The 16,662-nt window shown below is 41.9% G+C and carries 28 protein-coding genes; 24 read left to right on the forward strand and 4 right to left on the reverse strand.

Annotation, left to right across the window (positions count from 1 at the left end; translation table 11 throughout):
- The first annotated feature begins 1 nt into the window (after nt 1).
- From rpsG to rpsJ, 3 genes are all read left to right on the forward strand, one after another.
- The gene (gene rpsG, locus INP83_RS07340) at nt 2-469 is read left to right on the forward strand and encodes a 30S ribosomal protein S7 (RefSeq protein ID WP_095703447.1); all 468 of its coding nucleotides are present in this window, start codon (nt 2-4) and stop codon (nt 467-469) included.
- Between the two features lie 119 nt (nt 470-588).
- Nucleotides 589-2,700, forward strand: coding sequence for an elongation factor G (gene fusA, locus INP83_RS07345; protein ID WP_146268933.1), 2,112 nt, complete (start codon nt 589-591; stop codon nt 2,698-2,700).
- 111 nt (nt 2,701-2,811) lie between these two features.
- Nucleotides 2,812-3,117, forward strand: a complete 306-nt coding sequence (rpsJ, locus tag INP83_RS07350; RefSeq protein WP_022830652.1) for a 30S ribosomal protein S10 — start codon at nt 2,812-2,814, stop codon at nt 3,115-3,117.
- Between the two features lie 152 nt (nt 3,118-3,269).
- Here rpsJ and INP83_RS07355 read toward each other — a convergent pair whose 3' ends face one another.
- The 3 genes from INP83_RS07355 to INP83_RS07365 all read right to left on the reverse strand — a co-directional run bounded on the left by INP83_RS07355 (nt 3,270) and on the right by INP83_RS07365 (nt 5,008).
- Complete coding sequence (locus INP83_RS07355) at nt 3,270-3,680, reverse strand: VOC family protein (protein ID WP_219126917.1); 411 nt, start codon at nt 3,678-3,680, stop codon at nt 3,270-3,272.
- A 95-nt stretch (nt 3,681-3,775) separates the two neighbouring features.
- Nucleotides 3,776-4,273 (reverse strand): hypothetical protein, encoded by a 498-nt coding sequence (locus tag INP83_RS07360; RefSeq protein ID WP_219126918.1) that lies wholly within the window; start codon nt 4,271-4,273, stop codon nt 3,776-3,778.
- A gap of 39 nt (nt 4,274-4,312) precedes the next feature.
- A complete protein-coding gene (locus tag INP83_RS07365) occupies nt 4,313-5,008 on the reverse strand; it encodes a hypothetical protein (RefSeq protein WP_219126919.1) in 696 nt (231 codons plus the stop codon).
- A 166-nt stretch (nt 5,009-5,174) separates the two neighbouring features.
- On the opposite strand from INP83_RS07365, the gene INP83_RS07370 reads away from it, so the two are divergent.
- The gene (locus tag INP83_RS07370) at nt 5,175-6,434 is read left to right on the forward strand and encodes a prephenate dehydrogenase (RefSeq protein ID WP_219126920.1); all 1,260 of its coding nucleotides are present in this window, start codon (nt 5,175-5,177) and stop codon (nt 6,432-6,434) included.
- A 47-nt stretch (nt 6,435-6,481) separates the two neighbouring features.
- Here the strand turns inward: INP83_RS07370 and INP83_RS07375 are convergent, their stop codons facing one another.
- The gene (locus tag INP83_RS07375; protein WP_219126921.1) at nt 6,482-7,009 is read right to left on the reverse strand and encodes a hypothetical protein; all 528 of its coding nucleotides are present in this window, start codon (nt 7,007-7,009) and stop codon (nt 6,482-6,484) included.
- Nucleotides 7,010-7,389: 380 nt separating this feature from the next.
- On the opposite strand from INP83_RS07375, the gene rplC reads away from it, so the two are divergent.
- The 20 genes from rplC (at nt 7,390) to rplO (ending at nt 16,659) form a co-directional block, all read left to right on the forward strand.
- A complete protein-coding gene (gene rplC / locus INP83_RS07380; protein WP_219126922.1) occupies nt 7,390-8,007 on the forward strand; it encodes a 50S ribosomal protein L3 in 618 nt (205 codons plus the stop codon).
- Nucleotide 8,008: 1 nt separating this feature from the next.
- Complete coding sequence (gene rplD, locus INP83_RS07385) at nt 8,009-8,638, forward strand: 50S ribosomal protein L4 (protein ID WP_095703458.1); 630 nt, start codon at nt 8,009-8,011, stop codon at nt 8,636-8,638.
- Nucleotides 8,639-8,640: 2 nt separating this feature from the next.
- Nucleotides 8,641-8,931, forward strand: coding sequence for a 50S ribosomal protein L23 (rplW, locus tag INP83_RS07390; RefSeq protein ID WP_146268925.1), 291 nt, complete (start codon nt 8,641-8,643; stop codon nt 8,929-8,931).
- A gap of 6 nt (nt 8,932-8,937) precedes the next feature.
- Complete coding sequence (rplB, locus tag INP83_RS07395; protein ID WP_146268924.1) at nt 8,938-9,765, forward strand: 50S ribosomal protein L2; 828 nt, start codon at nt 8,938-8,940, stop codon at nt 9,763-9,765.
- Between the two features lie 2 nt (nt 9,766-9,767).
- Nucleotides 9,768-10,034, forward strand: coding sequence for a 30S ribosomal protein S19 (gene rpsS / locus INP83_RS07400; protein WP_095703461.1), 267 nt, complete (start codon nt 9,768-9,770; stop codon nt 10,032-10,034).
- A gap of 6 nt (nt 10,035-10,040) precedes the next feature.
- Nucleotides 10,041-10,469 (forward strand): 50S ribosomal protein L22, encoded by a 429-nt coding sequence (rplV, locus tag INP83_RS07405; protein ID WP_219126923.1) that lies wholly within the window; start codon nt 10,041-10,043, stop codon nt 10,467-10,469.
- A 6-nt stretch (nt 10,470-10,475) separates the two neighbouring features.
- Nucleotides 10,476-11,330 (forward strand): 30S ribosomal protein S3, encoded by an 855-nt coding sequence (rpsC, locus tag INP83_RS07410; RefSeq protein WP_219126924.1) that lies wholly within the window; start codon nt 10,476-10,478, stop codon nt 11,328-11,330.
- Nucleotides 11,331-11,383: 53 nt separating this feature from the next.
- The gene (gene rplP / locus INP83_RS07415) at nt 11,384-11,806 is read left to right on the forward strand and encodes a 50S ribosomal protein L16 (protein WP_146268922.1); all 423 of its coding nucleotides are present in this window, start codon (nt 11,384-11,386) and stop codon (nt 11,804-11,806) included.
- Between the two features lie 114 nt (nt 11,807-11,920).
- A complete protein-coding gene (gene rpmC / locus INP83_RS07420) occupies nt 11,921-12,130 on the forward strand; it encodes a 50S ribosomal protein L29 (protein WP_095703465.1) in 210 nt (69 codons plus the stop codon).
- Nucleotides 12,131-12,148: 18 nt separating this feature from the next.
- Nucleotides 12,149-12,403, forward strand: coding sequence for a 30S ribosomal protein S17 (rpsQ, locus tag INP83_RS07425; RefSeq protein WP_146268921.1), 255 nt, complete (start codon nt 12,149-12,151; stop codon nt 12,401-12,403).
- Between the two features lies 1 nt (nt 12,404).
- The gene (gene rplN / locus INP83_RS07430) at nt 12,405-12,773 is read left to right on the forward strand and encodes a 50S ribosomal protein L14 (RefSeq protein ID WP_073405786.1); all 369 of its coding nucleotides are present in this window, start codon (nt 12,405-12,407) and stop codon (nt 12,771-12,773) included.
- 1 nt (nt 12,774) lies between these two features.
- Nucleotides 12,775-13,119 carry a 50S ribosomal protein L24 gene (gene rplX / locus INP83_RS07435; protein WP_146268920.1) on the forward strand — a complete coding sequence of 115 codons (345 nt, stop codon included), beginning with the start codon at nt 12,775-12,777 and terminating at the stop codon, nt 13,117-13,119.
- Complete coding sequence (gene rplE / locus INP83_RS07440; RefSeq protein WP_146268919.1) at nt 13,119-13,682, forward strand: 50S ribosomal protein L5; 564 nt, start codon at nt 13,119-13,121, stop codon at nt 13,680-13,682. The genes rplX and rplE overlap by 1 nt, the downstream gene beginning before the upstream one ends.
- Complete coding sequence (gene rpsN, locus INP83_RS07445) at nt 13,675-13,944, forward strand: 30S ribosomal protein S14 (protein WP_146268918.1); 270 nt, start codon at nt 13,675-13,677, stop codon at nt 13,942-13,944. Before rplE ends, rpsN begins: the two co-directional genes overlap by 8 nt.
- Nucleotides 13,945-14,164: 220 nt before the next feature.
- The gene (rpsH, locus tag INP83_RS07450; protein WP_233138275.1) at nt 14,165-14,566 is read left to right on the forward strand and encodes a 30S ribosomal protein S8; all 402 of its coding nucleotides are present in this window, start codon (nt 14,165-14,167) and stop codon (nt 14,564-14,566) included.
- 17 nt (nt 14,567-14,583) lie between these two features.
- Nucleotides 14,584-15,141, forward strand: coding sequence for a 50S ribosomal protein L6 (gene rplF / locus INP83_RS07455; RefSeq protein WP_146268917.1), 558 nt, complete (start codon nt 14,584-14,586; stop codon nt 15,139-15,141).
- Nucleotides 15,141-15,491 carry a 50S ribosomal protein L18 gene (gene rplR, locus INP83_RS07460; RefSeq protein ID WP_370630611.1) on the forward strand — a complete coding sequence of 117 codons (351 nt, stop codon included), beginning with the start codon at nt 15,141-15,143 and terminating at the stop codon, nt 15,489-15,491. Before rplF ends, rplR begins: the two co-directional genes overlap by 1 nt.
- A 12-nt stretch (nt 15,492-15,503) precedes the next feature.
- On the forward strand, nt 15,504-16,022 hold the full coding sequence (rpsE, locus tag INP83_RS07465; RefSeq protein ID WP_146268915.1) for a 30S ribosomal protein S5: 519 nt from the start codon (nt 15,504-15,506) through the stop codon (nt 16,020-16,022).
- A 6-nt stretch (nt 16,023-16,028) separates the two neighbouring features.
- Nucleotides 16,029-16,208, forward strand: coding sequence for a 50S ribosomal protein L30 (rpmD, locus tag INP83_RS07470; protein WP_095703474.1), 180 nt, complete (start codon nt 16,029-16,031; stop codon nt 16,206-16,208).
- Between the two features lie 4 nt (nt 16,209-16,212).
- Complete coding sequence (rplO, locus tag INP83_RS07475; RefSeq protein WP_219126925.1) at nt 16,213-16,659, forward strand: 50S ribosomal protein L15; 447 nt, start codon at nt 16,213-16,215, stop codon at nt 16,657-16,659.
- Nucleotides 16,660-16,662 lie beyond the last annotated feature (3 nt).

Here is a 16,662-nt window from a genome sequence, read left to right on the forward strand (position 1 = left end):
AATGAGAAAGTCAAAACCAAAAAAGAGAATTATCCTTCCTGACCCAAGATTTAACGATACTTTGGTTACAAGGTTTGTAAACAACATGATGTATGATGGTAAAAAATCTACCGCATACGCTATATTTTATAATGCAGTTGACATAGTTGAGAAAAAAACCAGCGAAAGCGGTTTAGATACCTGGAAAAAGGCGCTTAACAACGTTATGCCTGCTGTAGAGGTTAAAAGCCGCCGTGTAGGTGGTGCTAACTTCCAGGTTCCTACCGAGGTTCGTCCGGAGCGTAAAATCGCTTTAGGTATGAAATGGTTAATTAGCTATGCACGCAAACGTGGCGAAAAAACCATGATGGAGAAACTTGCCGGCGAGATCATCTCTGCTGCTAAAGGCGAGGGTGCTGCTGTTAAGAAGAAAGAAGATACGCACAAAATGGCTGAGGCTAACAAAGCGTTCTCACACTTTAGATTCTAATGAATGAATTAGTGAATGATTGAATGAGTGATTTATTGAAAAGGTAACAATAACCTAATCAGTAAATTGCTTATTCGCAAATTCACTCTATCACTCATTCACTCATTTAAAAAAAAGACATGTCAAGAGATCTTAAATACACAAGAAATATTGGTATTGCCGCTCACATTGATGCGGGTAAAACCACTACTACAGAGCGTATATTATACTACGCCGGTGTTAGCCACAAAATTGGCGAGGTGCACGAAGGTGCAGCTACAATGGACTGGATGGCGCAAGAGCAGGAGCGTGGTATTACCATTACATCTGCAGCTACTACTGTAAACTGGAAATACCGTAACCATAACTATCACATGAACATCATTGATACGCCGGGCCACGTGGATTTCACCGTAGAGGTGAACCGCTCGCTGCGTGTATTAGATGGTTTGGTGTTCTTATTTAGTGCGGTTGATGGTGTTGAGCCACAGTCAGAAACTAACTGGCGTTTGGCTAACAACTACAACGTACCACGTATTGGTTTTGTTAACAAAATGGACCGTAGCGGTGCCGATTTCCTTAACGTTGTAAAACAAGTTAAAGAAATGCTGGGCAGCGTTGCTATCCCTTTGCAATTGCCAATCGGTGCCGAAGACCAGTTTAAAGGCGTGGTTGACCTGATCAACTTCCGTGGTATTGTTTGGAATGAGCACGATAAAGGTATGACCTTTACTGAAGTGCCTATCCCTGACGATATGATAGATGAGGCAACTGAGTGGAGAGAGAAATTATTAGAAGCGGTAGCTGAGTTTGATGATTCATTAATGGAGAAATTCTTTGATGATCCAACCACTATCACTGAGCGTGAAGTATTAGACGCGTTACGCCAGGCTACTTTGGCTGGTAAGATCGTTCCGATGACTTGTGGTTCATCTTTCAAAAACAAAGGTGTACAAACCATGCTTGATTACGTGATGGAGTTAATGCCTTCACCTTTGGATTCTAAGGGTGTTGTTGGTACTAACCCTGATACTGGTGCAGAAATATTGGTTAAACCGGATGTTAAAGAGCCATTTGCCGCTTTAGCGTTTAAAATTGCTACCGACCCATTTGTAGGTCGTTTATGCTTTATCCGCGTTTACTCTGGTAATCTTGATGCCGGTTCATACGTGTACAATATGCGTTCAGAGTCAAAAGAGCGTATCTCCCGTATATTCCAAATGCACGCTAACAAGCAAAACCCTATCCCTAACGTAGGTGCTGGTGATATTGCTGCGGTAGTAGGTTTCAAGGATATCAAAACAGGTGATACTCTTTGTGATGAGAAAAACCAATTGGTTCTTGAGTCAATGGTGTTCCCTGAGCCGGTTATCGGTTTGGCAATCGAGCCTAAAACTCAGGCCGATGTTGATAAGTTGGGTATGGCTTTAGGTAAATTAGCTGAAGAGGATCCAACATTCCGCGTACAAACTGATGAAGATACTGGTCAAACAGTTATCTCTGGTATGGGTGAGCTTCACTTAGATATCCTGATGGACCGTCTTAAACGCGAGTTTAAGGTAGAGGTTAACCAGGGTGCTCCGCAAGTAGCTTACAAAGAGGCTATCACAGGTACTGTACAACACCGTGAAACATACAAGAAACAAACTGGTGGTCGCGGTAAATTTGCTGACATCCAGGTTGTTATTTCACCTGCTGATGACGAGAAAGAAGGCTTACAATTTGTTAACGAAATTGTGGGTGGTTCAATCCCTCGCGAGTTTATCCCATCTGTTGAAAAAGGCTTTAAATCAGCCATGGACAATGGTGTATTGGCAGGTTACCCGCTTACCAGCTTAAAAGTTCGTTTGATCGATGGTTCGTTCCACGCGGTCGATTCAGATGCATTGTCATTTGAGATTGCTGGTCGTTCAGCATTCCGCGAAGCTTTACCAAAAGCAAAACCGGTATTGTTAGAGCCTATTATGAAGATCGAGATCCTTACCCCTGAAGAAAACATGGGTGATGTTATCGGTGACATGAACCGTCGTCGTGGCCAGCTGCAAGGTATGGATACCCGTAACGGATCACAGGTTATCAAAGCAATGGTGCCACTTTCTGAGATGTTTGGTTACGTAACTCAATTACGTACTATCACTTCAGGCCGTGCAACTTCAACCATGGAGTTTGACCACTACGAACCAGCTCCACGTAACGTACAGGACGAGGTTGTGGCTAAATCAAAAGGCCGCAAACAAGTTTCTGTAGAATAATATAGAGATTAGTTGATTGGTGATTAAAGATTAGTTGCCAATCAACTTTTAATAAATAACCGATCGTTCCTAATAAATAGCTCTTAGGGATGGTTACTAAAAACAAACGAAATGAGCCAAAGAATCAGGATCAAATTAAAATCGTACGATTACAACTTGGTTGATAAATCAGCTGAGAAGATCGTAAAAACAGTAAAGCCAACAGGCGCTGTAGTTAGCGGACCACTTCCGTTACCAACCGAAAAGAAAATCTTTACTGTATTACGTTCACCACACGTAAACAAAAAAGCTCGCGAGCAATTCCAACTATGTTCTTACAAGCGTTTATTGGATATCTACAGCTCTAACTCAAAAACTGTAGATGCTTTGATGAAGCTTGAATTGCCAAGCGGTGTTGAAGTTGAGATCAAAGTGTGATAGTACCGGAAGATCTGAATATAAAAGCCATCAGTTGAATAACTGATGGCTTTTTTGTTAACCTACTTTATCATTCTTAACGACAGGGAAGAATCTGACTATTTTGCGAGAACGAGGAAAGATGCTTCACGTGTTCAGCATGACAAATGTATTTATTGCTGCTCAGGCATGCCATTCGGGTCCATCCACATAAATTCCCAGTGGTGGCCGTCGAGGTCGGCTACGCTGTGTTGGTACATAAAGCCGTAGTCTGTTGCAGGGTTTGGGATCTTGCCGCCAGCCGCTTCTGCTTTGGCAACCATTTCATCAACCGCTTCTTTGCTTTCTAATGAAATACATATCGAGCATTCTACCTCCTTGTGTGCATCTATAATGCGTTTCTCGGTAAAGGTCTGGAAGAACGTGCGGGTCAATAACATTACGTAGATGGTGTCGCTGATGATCATGCAAGTAGCCTTCTCATCGGTAAATTTTGGATTGAAGGTATAGCCAAGCTTGCCAAAGAATTCTATTGATTTGTTAAGGTCATTAACCGGAAGGTTTAAAAAGATTTGAGTTGCCATGAGTTACCTGATTTAGTTTACTCAAAGGTAGGGTGTTAACTTAAACAAGCCAATGTGCAAAAACGACAAGTTAAGGGGCTGATTGCGACGTTTCTTTACATAACCCCGAACTTAGGGTGTTCGCCAAGGAAATCTAACCAAACACCTTCTAATTCCTCTACCAGTTGCGGGCGGATGGATATGCCTGATGCCTGCGGCGTCCAGTTCTGATCGGCAAGCGCGCCGGTCTTTAAGATGTTTAAGTTTAATATAGGTTCTTTATCAGGATTCAGCAAAACATCAAACTCAATATTGATGCGGTGATAAGTGCGCCCCTTGTGCGATGCCAGGAATGGCTCTGAAGACACATAACCGGATGCAAATATACCTTTAGGTTCAACACCTACACGTACCACATAGGCACGGTCGACCGGCTTAATGCTTTTGTAGCTGGCTACGCTCCAGCTATCTTCAACTTTTTGGCCTGTGGTTAAGCGGGCAATATCCTTATCAATATCAGCCCATTCAAATTTTTGAGGGTTCCAGCCGAAAAGGTAGGCAGCGCCCCCTAACCCCCTGAAGGGGGAATTGTTATTGTTTGATAAACCATCCATGTTTTGCTCCCCTTTAGGGGGCTGGGGCTTGGCTTTGTCTTACCCTTTACCGGTTAATTCATCCAGCTTATTGCGCTCAGTTTGCAGCTCGCGGGCAAGTTTCTTTTCCTTTTCGTTTGCTTTGGCTTTGTAATTTTTATATTCTTCGTCCAGCTCGTTATAAAGCTTAACCCGATATTTAGCTTCGCGGCTATGCGCGCCAGATCGGGCTATCACAATGGCAGCAATGGCACCAAACACAATTACCAAGCCCCACATGATCAGGTTGTAAGTATCTTTTTCAATAGGTATGCCCAAAAGGCTTACCTCATTCACTTTGGCCTGCGATGCCGCTAATGATTGGTCTTTATTACTTGATGATCTTTTTAGCGTATCAATGGTTTTAGCCTGCGCTGTTACAGTTTCCTGTGCATCCTTCAATTGCTTGCGGGCTGCCTTAAGTGTATCGTTATAGTTTTTTACCAATGCACCTACAAGTGGCTGCTGGTAGTTGTATATTTTGGTTAAAAGATAAGCATACTGGCCATGAAGGCTTTTATCTACCGGTTTTTGCGGCTGCGGCGTTGTACTTACTGGCGATGCAACAGGAGTTTGGGCAGTAGTTGCTGGTCTTTTATACGGATTTGGCTTTGCAACAGCATTGGCCTTTTTGGTAGTATCCTGTGCATGCGCGGCAATGCCAAGGTTAAATATCAGGGTCAATAACAGTAATATACGCAAGTTAGAAAGCTTCATCTTTTAAAATTTGATTTGGGGATATGATCTATTATTTTCAAACGTAAAAATTTAATTTAAAGTTTCTGTTATCTGCGACCAATAAAATACCTCATCATTGGCGAATGATGCACAATTAAGGGATGATAAATGCAAAGCATTATATTAGCCCTCTCAAAGTTATGCTATGCAGATAGGAATGATAGGTTTGGGCGATATGGGTAAACTATACGCTAAAGCTTTTGCCGCAGCCGGATACAAGGTAGTAGGATGTGATATGCCTGCTAACCGTGAAAAGTTGGAAGACGAGTTGAATCCTCTCGGCATTACTTTAATGGATAACGGAAAGGACGTTGCACGTATAAGCGACCTCATCATCTATTCCGTAGAGGCCGATAAGCTGGCACAGGTAGTTGCCGAGTATGGCCCGGCCACCAAATATGGCGCCATTGTAGCGGGGCAAACTTCTGTTAAACACCCGGAGATCACGGTTTTTGAGAAATACCTGCCTGCAGATGCTCAGATTATAACCTTCCACGCCATGCACGGTGCCGGGTTTGAACCCAAAGGGCAGAAACTGATCCTGATACCTCATCGTACCGATAAGACCGGTTATGAAGATATGCTGGCCCTTTTCAACGCCGTGGGTAGCGATGTGGTTGAAATGAAAGACTACCATGAGCACGACCAGATAGTCGCCGATACGCAAGCAGTTACCCACGTAGGCTTCGAAAGTATGGGTACAGCATGGAAATCGGCAGGTTTTTTCCCCTGGGAGAATGCTTCGTATGTGGGCGGTATCGATAATGTAAAGATACTGACCACGCTGCGGATCTTCAGTTACAAAGCGCACGTCTACGCGGGATTGGCGCTGCTTAACCCGTACGCTAAACAACAGGTAAGGCAATATGCCATGTCAGAATCTGAGCTATTTAAGCTGATGATAAAAGAGGAAGAGGCCGAATTTAGGCAGCGCCTTTACAAAGCTCGTGATTTTGTATTCCACGAGAGCCGTAAGCCCATCATGTTAAATGATGCCGTGATGCGCGAGTTTTCCCTTTCAGATAATTCGCACAAGCAAAAGCCAAACTCACACCTTAGTATATTAAGCATGGTTGATGCCTGGTATCACTTGGGCGTAAACCCTTACGATAACCTCATCTGCCAAACGCCGCCATTCCGTTTAAGACTGGGTATTGCGGAATACTTGTTTAAGAACGAGGATCTGCTGGAAGAATCCATCGAAACTGCATTATACGATAAAACCATTCGTGGTGATGACTTGGAATTTCACTCGGCTGTGCGTGAATGGAGCTCCATAATTGGCTATGGGGACATGGAAGGTTACAAGAAGCACTTTAATGATGTGCAATCTTTTTTTACCGGCAGGCTGGAGGAGGGAAACAGGCAAAGCGCTGAACTGATTAAGCGGCTGATGCAAAGTTAGCATAACAAAAAAAGCTCTTGGCCTTTTTTGTTATGCGCTTCAAAAACTTAGTGGTTACCCAAAACAGCAAACTGCTTTTTAAACATCTCGGCATTTTTAGTTTTAATATCACAATCAAAGTTACCGGCGGTTGTTTCTAATCTAATAAAAGTTATGTTTTGTGTAGATAGTTTTTCTATATCTGCCGGAGAAAGTCCAAACAAACCAAAGGAACTGCCTGCAATAGCTACCGTGCTGCCGGATATTGAATAATCGTCAGATACGCATGTTAGCGTTACTATGCTTCCATCAGCAAGTTTAAAATTCGCTTTGCCTTCTTTGACAAATACAGGAAACTTAGCTTGGTTAGTTGACTGAATATTGAGCACAAGACCTTTTGCACCCTTAGTTGATTTTAAAAAGCACACAACTGCTTCGCCTTGCCCGGTCAGGTAGTTACCGTGCATGTAAAGTTTTTCTTTAGATGTTGACCAAATGGTGTCGCCTGTCAACTTATCTACCGTGGGTTTAAGTAATTTTTGAGCTGATACGGTGAAAGGGATGAAGAGAATAAGGATAAGTAATAATTTTTTCATGATTAATTTTTAAGTGGATGAAAATACTAAGTTATTTAGTTTTTCCAAACGGCTTTTAAAAATAAGTCCCAATGGTTTTACAGCCTTGGGAAATGTGTGGAAGTGCTGCGCAATTATTTGCAGGCTACGTTTAACGGAGGTCATGATAAATAATTTTTAACCTTATTTATGTGCTACGAAGTGTGATCAAATAACCGCAAGTGGGTACCTGCTTCCGTTGTTTATTTTACGCTGATGATCAATCAAATAAATATTGAAAAATAATTCAGTAACTATTTGACAGTTAATACAAAATTTCTATCTTTGCCGTCCCTTAAGAGGGACAAATTTGCCTTGAACGAAGCCCTACTGCTTCGATGGGCACAAATAAAATAAATAAAATGTCAGGAATTATTGGTAAAAAAGTAGGAATGACCAGCATTTTCGACGAAACAGGCAAGAATATTTCTTGTACTGTGATCGAAGCTGGCCCTTGCGTAGTAACCCAGGTAAAATCTGTAGAAACAGACGGTTACGCCGCTGTACAATTAGCGTACGGCGAGAAAAAAGAGAAGAACACCTCTGCTCCCCTTAAAGGCCATTTTGAAAAAGCCGGCACTACTCCAAAACGCAAACTTGTTGAATTTAAAACATTCGAAGATGAAAAAGCTCTTGGTGACACTGTTACCGTTGAGATTTTTTCAGCAGGTGATTTTGTTGATGTAGTTGGTACTTCAAAAGGTAAAGGTTTCCAGGGTGTTGTAAAACGCCACGGTTTCGGTGGTGTAGGTATGCAAACACACGGTCAGCACAACCGTTTACGCGCTCCGGGTTCACTGGGTGCGTCATCATGGCCATCACGCGTATTTAAAGGTATGCGCATGGCCGGCCAAACCGGTAACGCTCGTGTTAAAGTACAAAACTTACAAGTAGTTAAAGTTTTTGCTGAGCAAAACCTAATAGTAGTTAAAGGTTCCATACCTGGAGCTAAAGGTTCATTCGTTATAGTGGATAAGTAAGATGGAAGTTAACGTATTAAACGTATCAGGTAAAGAAACAGGTGCCAAGGTGCAGCTTCCTGAGTCCGTATTCGGTGTTGAGCCAAACGATCATGCTATTTACTTAGATGTAAAGCAGTTCTTAGCAAACCAGCGCCAGGGTACGCACAAAGCAAAACAACGTAATGAAATTGCAGGTAGTACCCGCAAATTACATAAACAAAAAGGTACAGGTGGTGCACGTGCAGGTAGCATCAAATCACCTCTATTTAACGGTGGTGGCCGTGTATTTGGCCCGCAACCGCGTGATTATAGCTTTAAATTGAACAAAAAACTTAAAGCATTAGCACGTAAATCAGCTTTAACTTACAAAGCACAGGATAGCAATATCGTGGTTTTGGAAGATTTTAATTTTGACTCTGTTAAAACTAAAAACTATGTTAAACTGGTAGAGGACCTTAACCTTACCAATGAGAAAACTTTATTGGTATTGCCTGCTGCAAATAACAATGTGTATTTATCAAGCAGAAACCTGAAAAGAGCAAAGGTTGTTACTGCCGATCAGTTAAACACTTATGATGTGTTAAACGCAGGCAAACTTTTGTTAACAACCGGTTCTGTAAAAACTTTGGAGGAAGCATTCGCTAAGTAATTATGGAAATTTTAAAGAAACCACTACTTACTGAAAAGGTAACTCAATTAACTGAGAAGCTTAACCGTTATGCATTCAAAGTTGATCACAGAGCTAACAAAATTCAGATCAAGAGCGCAATTGAAACTATGTATGGTGTTAACATTACAGCAGTTAACACAATGAAATATGTAGGCAAACTGAAAACCCGCAACACAAAAGCAGGTGCAGTACAAGGCCGCTCTGCCACTTACAAAAAAGCCATCATTACACTGAAGGATGGTGAAACAATTGATTTTTACAGCAATATATAATAAGACATGGCAGTAAAGAGATTTAGACCGGTTACACCGGGTACCCGCTTCAGGATTGATGTATCTAACTCAGATATTACAACAAACGTTCCTGAAAAATCTTTGGTTGTTGCAAACAACAAAAGATCAGGCGGCCGTAACCATAGCGGTAAAATGACTATGCGCTACCTGGGTGGTGGCCATAAACAAGCATATAGGTTAATTGATTTCAAACGTAACAAGTTTGATATCCCTGCAAAAGTTGCAACTATTGAGTACGATCCAAATCGCTCAGCACGTATAGCATTGCTACACTACGCTGATGGCGAGAAACGTTACATGATTGCACCAGAAGGCTTAACAGTTGGTATGACAGTAGTATCTGGCGAAGGTTCTGCACCAGAGGTTGGTAACACCATGCCTTTAAAGAACATCCCATTAGGTTCTATCATTCACAACATTGAGCTTAACCCTGGTCAGGGTGGTACTATTGCACGCAGTGCAGGTACTTACGCACAGTTGTCAGCACGTGATGGCAAATACGCTATCATCAAATTGCCTTCAGGCGAAACACGTATGATCTTGTCAACTTGTTTGGCAACTATCGGTACCGTGTCAAACGGTGAAAAAGCTAACGCAGTGTTAGGTAAAGCCGGACGTAAACGTTGGTTAGGTCGTCGTCCTCGCGTTCGTGGTGTTGCTATGAACCCGGTAGATCACCCTATGGGTGGTGGTGAAGGCCGTGCATCAGGTGGTCACCCACGCTCACGCAAAGGTTTATTAGCTAAAGGCTACAAAACCCGCGATAAGAAAAAAGGATCAGATCGTTACATCATTGAAAGAAGGAAGAAATAACAATGGCACGTTCAATTAAAAAAGGGCCTTATATTGATCATAACCTCGACAAAAAAGTGTTGGTGTTAAATGAATCAAATAAAAAATCGGTTGTAAAAACATGGTCACGTCGTAGCATGATTTCTCCTGATTTCGTTGGTCATACATTCGCAGTACACAACGGTAACAAATTTATACCTGTGTATGTAACAGAAAACATGGTGGGTCACAAGCTGGGAGAGTTTGCCCCAACCCGTACATTCCGTGGTCACGCAGAAAAGAAAAAATAACACGCAATGGAAGCAACAACAAAAATCAAAAAGTCTGTTCTGATCAGGCAACAAAAAGAAGCTGCTAAAGCTCAAACAGGTGGCGCTTCTGTTGCAAAGTTACAGGACTGCCCAACCTCGCCACGTAAAATGCGCCTGGTTGTTGACCTGGTTCGTGGTGTAGAAGTTAACAAAGCTTTAAGCATCTTAAAATTTACTAACAAGGAAGCTGCAATACGCGTAGAGAAACTTTTGTTATCAGCTATCAAAAACTGGGAAGCTAAAAACGAAGGTGTACGTTTAGAAGATACTACCCTTTATGTAAAAGAAGTATCAGTAGGCGGTGGCCGTCAATTAAAAAGATTGCGCCCTGCACCACAAGGCAGAGGTTTCCGTATCCGTAAACGCTCTAACCACGTAACGCTTACAGTGGATAGTAAAAACGATAACAACTAATTTAAGATGGGACAAAAAGCACATCCAATAGGTAACAGGTTAGGCATTATCCGTGGTTGGGATTCTAATTGGTTCGGTGGAAATAACTACTCCGATAAATTAGTTGAAGACGAAAAAATCCGCAAATACTTATCAGCCCGTATCAACAAAGGCGGCGTTTCTAAAGTAGTTATCGAACGTACTTTAAAACGTATTACTGTAACTATACACACTGCCCGTCCGGGTATTGTGATAGGTAAAGGTGGCCAGGAGGTTGACAAGATCAAAGAAGAGTTAAAGAAATTAACAAAAAAAGATGTTCAGATCAACATCTTCGAGATCAAACGCCCTGAGCTTGATGCTCAGTTAGTTGCCGAAGGTGTAGCTAAACAACTTGAAGCACGTATCTCTTTCCGTCGTGCCATGAAAACTACAATTGCTTCAACCATGAGAATGGGTGCTGAGGGGATTAAAGTGATGACATCAGGCCGCTTAGGTGGTGCTGAGATGGCCCGTACCGAACAATATAAAGAAGGAAGGATTCCGTTACATACCTTCCGCGCTGATATTGATTACGCTTTGGCAGAAGCATTAACTACCTACGGTAAAATAGGTGTTAAAGTATGGATCTGCAAAGGCGAGGTATACGGAAAACGCGACTTGTCTCCGAATATCGGAAGTACAAGCAACCCAAGTGGTAAAGGTGGACGCCCTGAAGGCGCAGCAGGCTTTGGTGGCCGCGACAATGCTCGTGGTGGCGAAAGAGGCGGCGAACGCAGAGGTGGCGACCGTAAACCAGGCGGCGACCGCAGAGGCGGTGGCCAGGGTGGTAACAACCGCGGTGGACAAGGCGGCAATCGCCCGGGTGGTCCAAGGAGATAATTTCATTAACAAAAGTAGAATGTATATCCGTGAGGATATAAAAGCTTAACAAAATGCTACAGCCAAAAAGAACTAAGTTCAGAAAGATGCAAAAAGGCAGGATGAAAGGTTTAGCCACCCGTGGTGCTGAACTTTCATTCGGATCTTTCGGTATAAAATCACTCGAAGCGGCATGGATCACCAGCCGTCAGATCGAGGCTGCACGTATTGCTGTTACACGTTACATGAAACGTGAAGGCCAGGTTTGGATCAGGATTTTCCCTGATAAACCTGTAACCAAAAAACCAGCAGAGGTACGTATGGGTAAAGGTAAGGGTGCACCTGAATATTGGGTTGCCGTTGTACGCCCGGGCCGCATGATTTTTGAAGCCGAAGGTGTGCCTTTGGAAATTGCTAAAGAGGCGCTACGCCTTGCAGCACAAAAATTACCGGTGCAAACCAGATTTGTAACACGTAGAGACTACGTAGAAGCGTAAACAGTAGGTTGAAAAGTTGTAAATGTTAAAGGTTGTAAAGAGTTGATTGCAGCCGCCATTAGGTAACACTAAAACATTTGAACTTTTAAACATTACAACAACTAATTTAAAAAAATGAAGAACTCAGAAATTATAGAGCTTTCAACCGAAGAATTGGCAGCGAAACTGGGCGAAGAGAAACAAACTCTTACCAAGCTTAAATTCGCTCATGCGGTTTCAGCTATCGAGAATCCTTCACGTATCACTAAAGTACGTAAAGACATTGCTCGTTTAACTACTGAATTAACAAAACGCAAAGCGGCAGCAGCCACTGCTAAAAATTAATTTTAAGCGTCGGAAAAAATGGAAAGAAATTTAAGAAAAACACGTACCGGCCTTGTAGTTAGCAATAAGATGGAAAAATCTATTGTTGTTGCCGTAGAACGTAAGGTGAAACACCCTATCTATGGTAAATTCGTAAAGAAAACTACCAAATTTATGGCTCATGACGAAACAAATACCTGTGGTATTGGCGATACCGTATTGATTATGGAAACCCGCCCGTTGAGCAAAAACAAAAACTGGAGGTTAGTTCAAATTATAGAGAGGGCTAAATAACATGGTACAACAGGAATCAAGATTAAATGTAGCTGATAACAGCGGCGCTAAAGAAGTTTTAGTTATCCGCGTATTAGGTGGTACCGGTAAAAGATATGCCTCTATTGGCGATAAGATAGTGGTTACCGTAAAAAGCGCTTTACCATCAGGTAACGTTAAAAAAGGTACTGTATCTAAAGCCGTAGTAGTTAGAACCAAGAAAGAGATACGCAGGAAAGATGGTTCTTACATCCGCTTTGACGATAACGCAGCAGTTTTGTTAAACAACCAGGATGAGCCAAGAGGTACACGTATCTTTGGCCCAGTTGCAAGAGAACTGCGTGAGAAACAGTTTATGAAAATTGTATCATTAGCACCGGAGGTATTGTAATATGGAAAGCAAAAAGAACACAAAGCCAGCCAAATTAAAGATCCGTAAAGGTGATTTGGTACAGGTTATTGCCGGTGATGCTAAAGGCTCACAAGGTAAGGTAACTGAAGTTATCATAGACAAAAACAGGGCAGTGGTTGAAGGTGTGAACATGATTTCAAAACACACTAAACCAAATGCAGCCAACCCTAACGGTGGGATTGTAAAGCAGGAAGCTGCTATACACATTTCGAACCTGGCGCTGGTTGAGCCTAAAACAGGTAAACCAACCCGCGTTGGCCGTAAAACAAACGATGCCGGCAAATTAGTAAGGGTATCAAAAAAATCAGGGGAGGAAATTAAGTAATGACTTACACACCAAGATTAAAATCAAAGTATAAAGAAGAGATCCGCACTGCGCTGAAAGATAAGTTTCAGTACAAAAGCGTAATGCAGGTTCCTAAATTGCAGAAAATTGCCATTAACCAGGGTGTTGGCGGTGCTTCTACAGATAAAAAACTTATCGAGAACACCATCACTGAGTTAACTACCATCACTGGTCAGCAGGCAGTTGCTTCAAGATCAAAAAAGGATATCTCTAACTTTAAATTACGTAAAGGTATGCCAATTGGTGTACGCGTTACTTTACGTGATAACACAATGTATGAGTTTTTGGACCGTTTAATTGCTGTTGCCCTGCCACGTATCCGTGACTTTAAAGGCATCAACGATAAAGGGTTTGATGGCCGCGGTAACTATACTTTAGGTATTACAGAGCAGATCATCTTCCCTGAGATCAACATTGACAAGATCAACAAGATCCAGGGTATGGATATCACTTTTGTAACCTCTGCTACCAACGACGTCGAAGCATTGGAGTTACTTAAACAATTTGGATTACCATTTAAAAATCAAAATAGCAATGGCTAAAGAAGGCGTAAAGGCTCGTGAAGTAAAACGTGCCAAATTAGTAGCAAAATTTGCTGAAAAAAGAGCAGCGTTAAAAGAAGCTGGTGATTACGAAGCATTAGACAAATTGCCTAAAGCAGCTTCTCCGGTAAAACTGCACAACCGTTGCAAATTAACCGGCCGCCCTCGTGGTTATATGCGCCAGTTTGGTATTTCGCGTGTTACATTCCGCGAAATGGCATTAGCTGGTAAAATACCGGGAGTTAAGAAAGCAAGCTGGTAATATAAGCTTAAAGGTGAGAGGTGAAAGGCCAAAGGATGAAACAATCCTTTTACCTTTAACTTTTCACCTTTTAACTAAGATAGGACACGCAAATGCATTCAAAATATACATTCGTATGTTTTGAATTTTTTTGTAATTTTGCGGCTCCAAATTTTTACGAATTAACCGGTAGAAGGTCGGCAGGGATGTTACCTGCAGGAAACCACTACCATAAACAACAATAATGAATACAGATCCAATCGCAGATTATCTTACAAGAGTAAGGAATGCTATTAAAGCCAACCACCGGGTTGTTGAAATTCCTGCATCAAATCTGAAAAAGGAAATCACTAAAGTGCTTTTCGAAAAAGGTTACATTGCTAACTACAAGTTTGAGGAAAATGGCCCGCAAGGAACCATTAAAGTGGCGTTAAAATACCACCCGATAACTAAAGTTCCTGCTATCCGCAGCATTAACCGTATCAGTAAACCAGGTTTGAGAAAATACGCAGGTATGGACACCATGCCACGTGTATTAAATGGTTTAGGTATCGCTATCCTATCAACTTCTAAAGGTGTTATGACCGATAAAGAAGCACGTCAGCAAAACGTGGGTGGCGAAGTTTTATGCTACGTATATTAATAGGAGGAAATTAGAAAATGTCAAGAGTAGGAAAAGCACCTATAGCACTTGCAAGTGGCGTAACGGTTAGCGTATCTGATGATAACGTAGTAACGGTTAAAGGCCCTAAAGGCGAGTTGCAACAGGCAATTGATAGAGATATCACTATCGAGCAAGAAGGCAGCCAGTTATTGGTTAAACGCCCTTCAGACCAAAAGCGTCACAAAGCGTTACACGGTTTATACCGCGCGCTTTTAAATAACATGGTAATAGGTGTAACTAACGGTTATACAGTAACGCAAGAGTTAGTGGGTGTGGGTTACCGCGCTACCAACCAAGGCAATACCTTAGACTTAGTGTTGGGTTTCTCTCACCACTATGTATTTGAGTTACCAAAAGAAATTAAAGTTTCAACCACTGCTGAGAAGGGTAAAAACCCAACCATCATCCTGGAATCTATTGACAAACAATTGATTGGCCAAGTAGCTGCGAAGATCCGCTCGTTACGTAAGCCAGAGCCTTACAAAGGTAAAGGTATCAAGTTTGCTGGCGAAATATTGAGAAGAAAAGCAGGTAAATCAGCATCTAAAAAATAATCGTCATGAAATTATCAAGAAGAGACAGAATTAAAAAAGGTATCAGAAAGCGTCTTTCTGGTTCAGCAGCCCGCCCACGTTTATCTGTATTCAGAAGCAACAAAGGCATCTATGCACAAATTATTGACGATGTAACAGGTAAAACTTTAGTATCGGCTTCATCTCAATCAAAAGAGTTTTCAGCCAACGGTACTAAATCAGACCAATCAGTAGCTGTAGGTAAACTTGTAGCTGAGAAAGCTAAAGCTGCCGGTATTACGGATGTAGTGTTTGACAGAAATGGTTACCTGTACCACGGCCGTATAAAATCACTGGCTGAAGGTGCACGTGAAGGTGGTTTAAACTTTTAATAAGAAAGAGAAATGTCAACAATCAACATAAAAAGAGTAAAATCAAGCGAGATCGAATTGAAAGACCGCTTGGTAAGCATACAGCGTGTTGCCAAAGTAACCAAAGGTGGCCGTACTTTCAGCTTCTCTGCCATTGTGGTAGTAGGTGATGAGAACGGTGTTGTAGGTTACGGCTTGGGTAAAGCTAAAGAGGTAACTGAAGCTATTGCTAAGGGTATTGATGATGCTAAAAAGAACCTGGTAAAAGTTCCTATCATCAACAACACTATCCCTCATGATCAGATCGGTAAATTCAGCGGTGGTTTTGTATATATTAAACCAGCTGCTAACGGTACCGGTGTAATTGCTGGTGGTGCGATGCGTGCGGTATTAGAATCTGCAGGTGTACACAACGTACTTGCAAAATCAAAAGGTTCATCAAACCCGCACAACGTGGTTAAAGCAACAGTATCTGCATTGGCTCAACTGCGCGATGCACACACCGTAGCACAACAACGCGGTATTAGTTTAGGTAAAGTATTTAACGGATAATCAGTTATGTCGAAAATTAAAATAACACAAATAAAAAGCGTTATCGACAGAAGCGAGCGCCAAAAGAAAACCGTTGAGGCCTTAGGCCTTAAGAGAATTAACCACAGTGTGGAAGTTGAAGCTACTGCAGCTATAATAGGTATGGTTAGAAAAGTTAACCACCTGGTAGCCGTAGAAAATATCTAATATCATGAATTTAAGTAATCTGAAACCTGCAGAAGGTTCTACTAAAAATAGGAAAAGAATTGGCCGTGGTACCGGTTCTGGCCGTGGCGGTACATCAACCCGTGGTCATAAAGGTGCCGGTTCACGTTCAGGCACATCTACCAAGGTGGGTTTTGAAGGTGGCCAGATGCCATTACAACGCCGCGTACCTAAGGTAGGTTTTAAAAACCCTAACCGTGTAGAGTATGTTGGTGTAAATCTTGACGTGTTGCAATCATTAACTGAAAAATTCTCATTATCTTCAGTTGATTTTGATACGCTAAAACAACATGGTTTGGTTTCACGTAACGACGTAATTAAAATCTTAGGTCGTGGTGAGTTAAAAGCCAAATTGGAAGTTAAGGCACATGCATTTACTGCTACTGCTCAAAAAGCAATTGAAGCAGCAGGTGGTACCATCGTTAAGTTGTAATTT

Source organism: Mucilaginibacter sp. 21P, from assembly GCF_019331605.1.
Taxonomy (GTDB): Bacteria; Bacteroidota; Bacteroidia; order Sphingobacteriales; family Sphingobacteriaceae; genus Mucilaginibacter; species Mucilaginibacter achroorhodeus.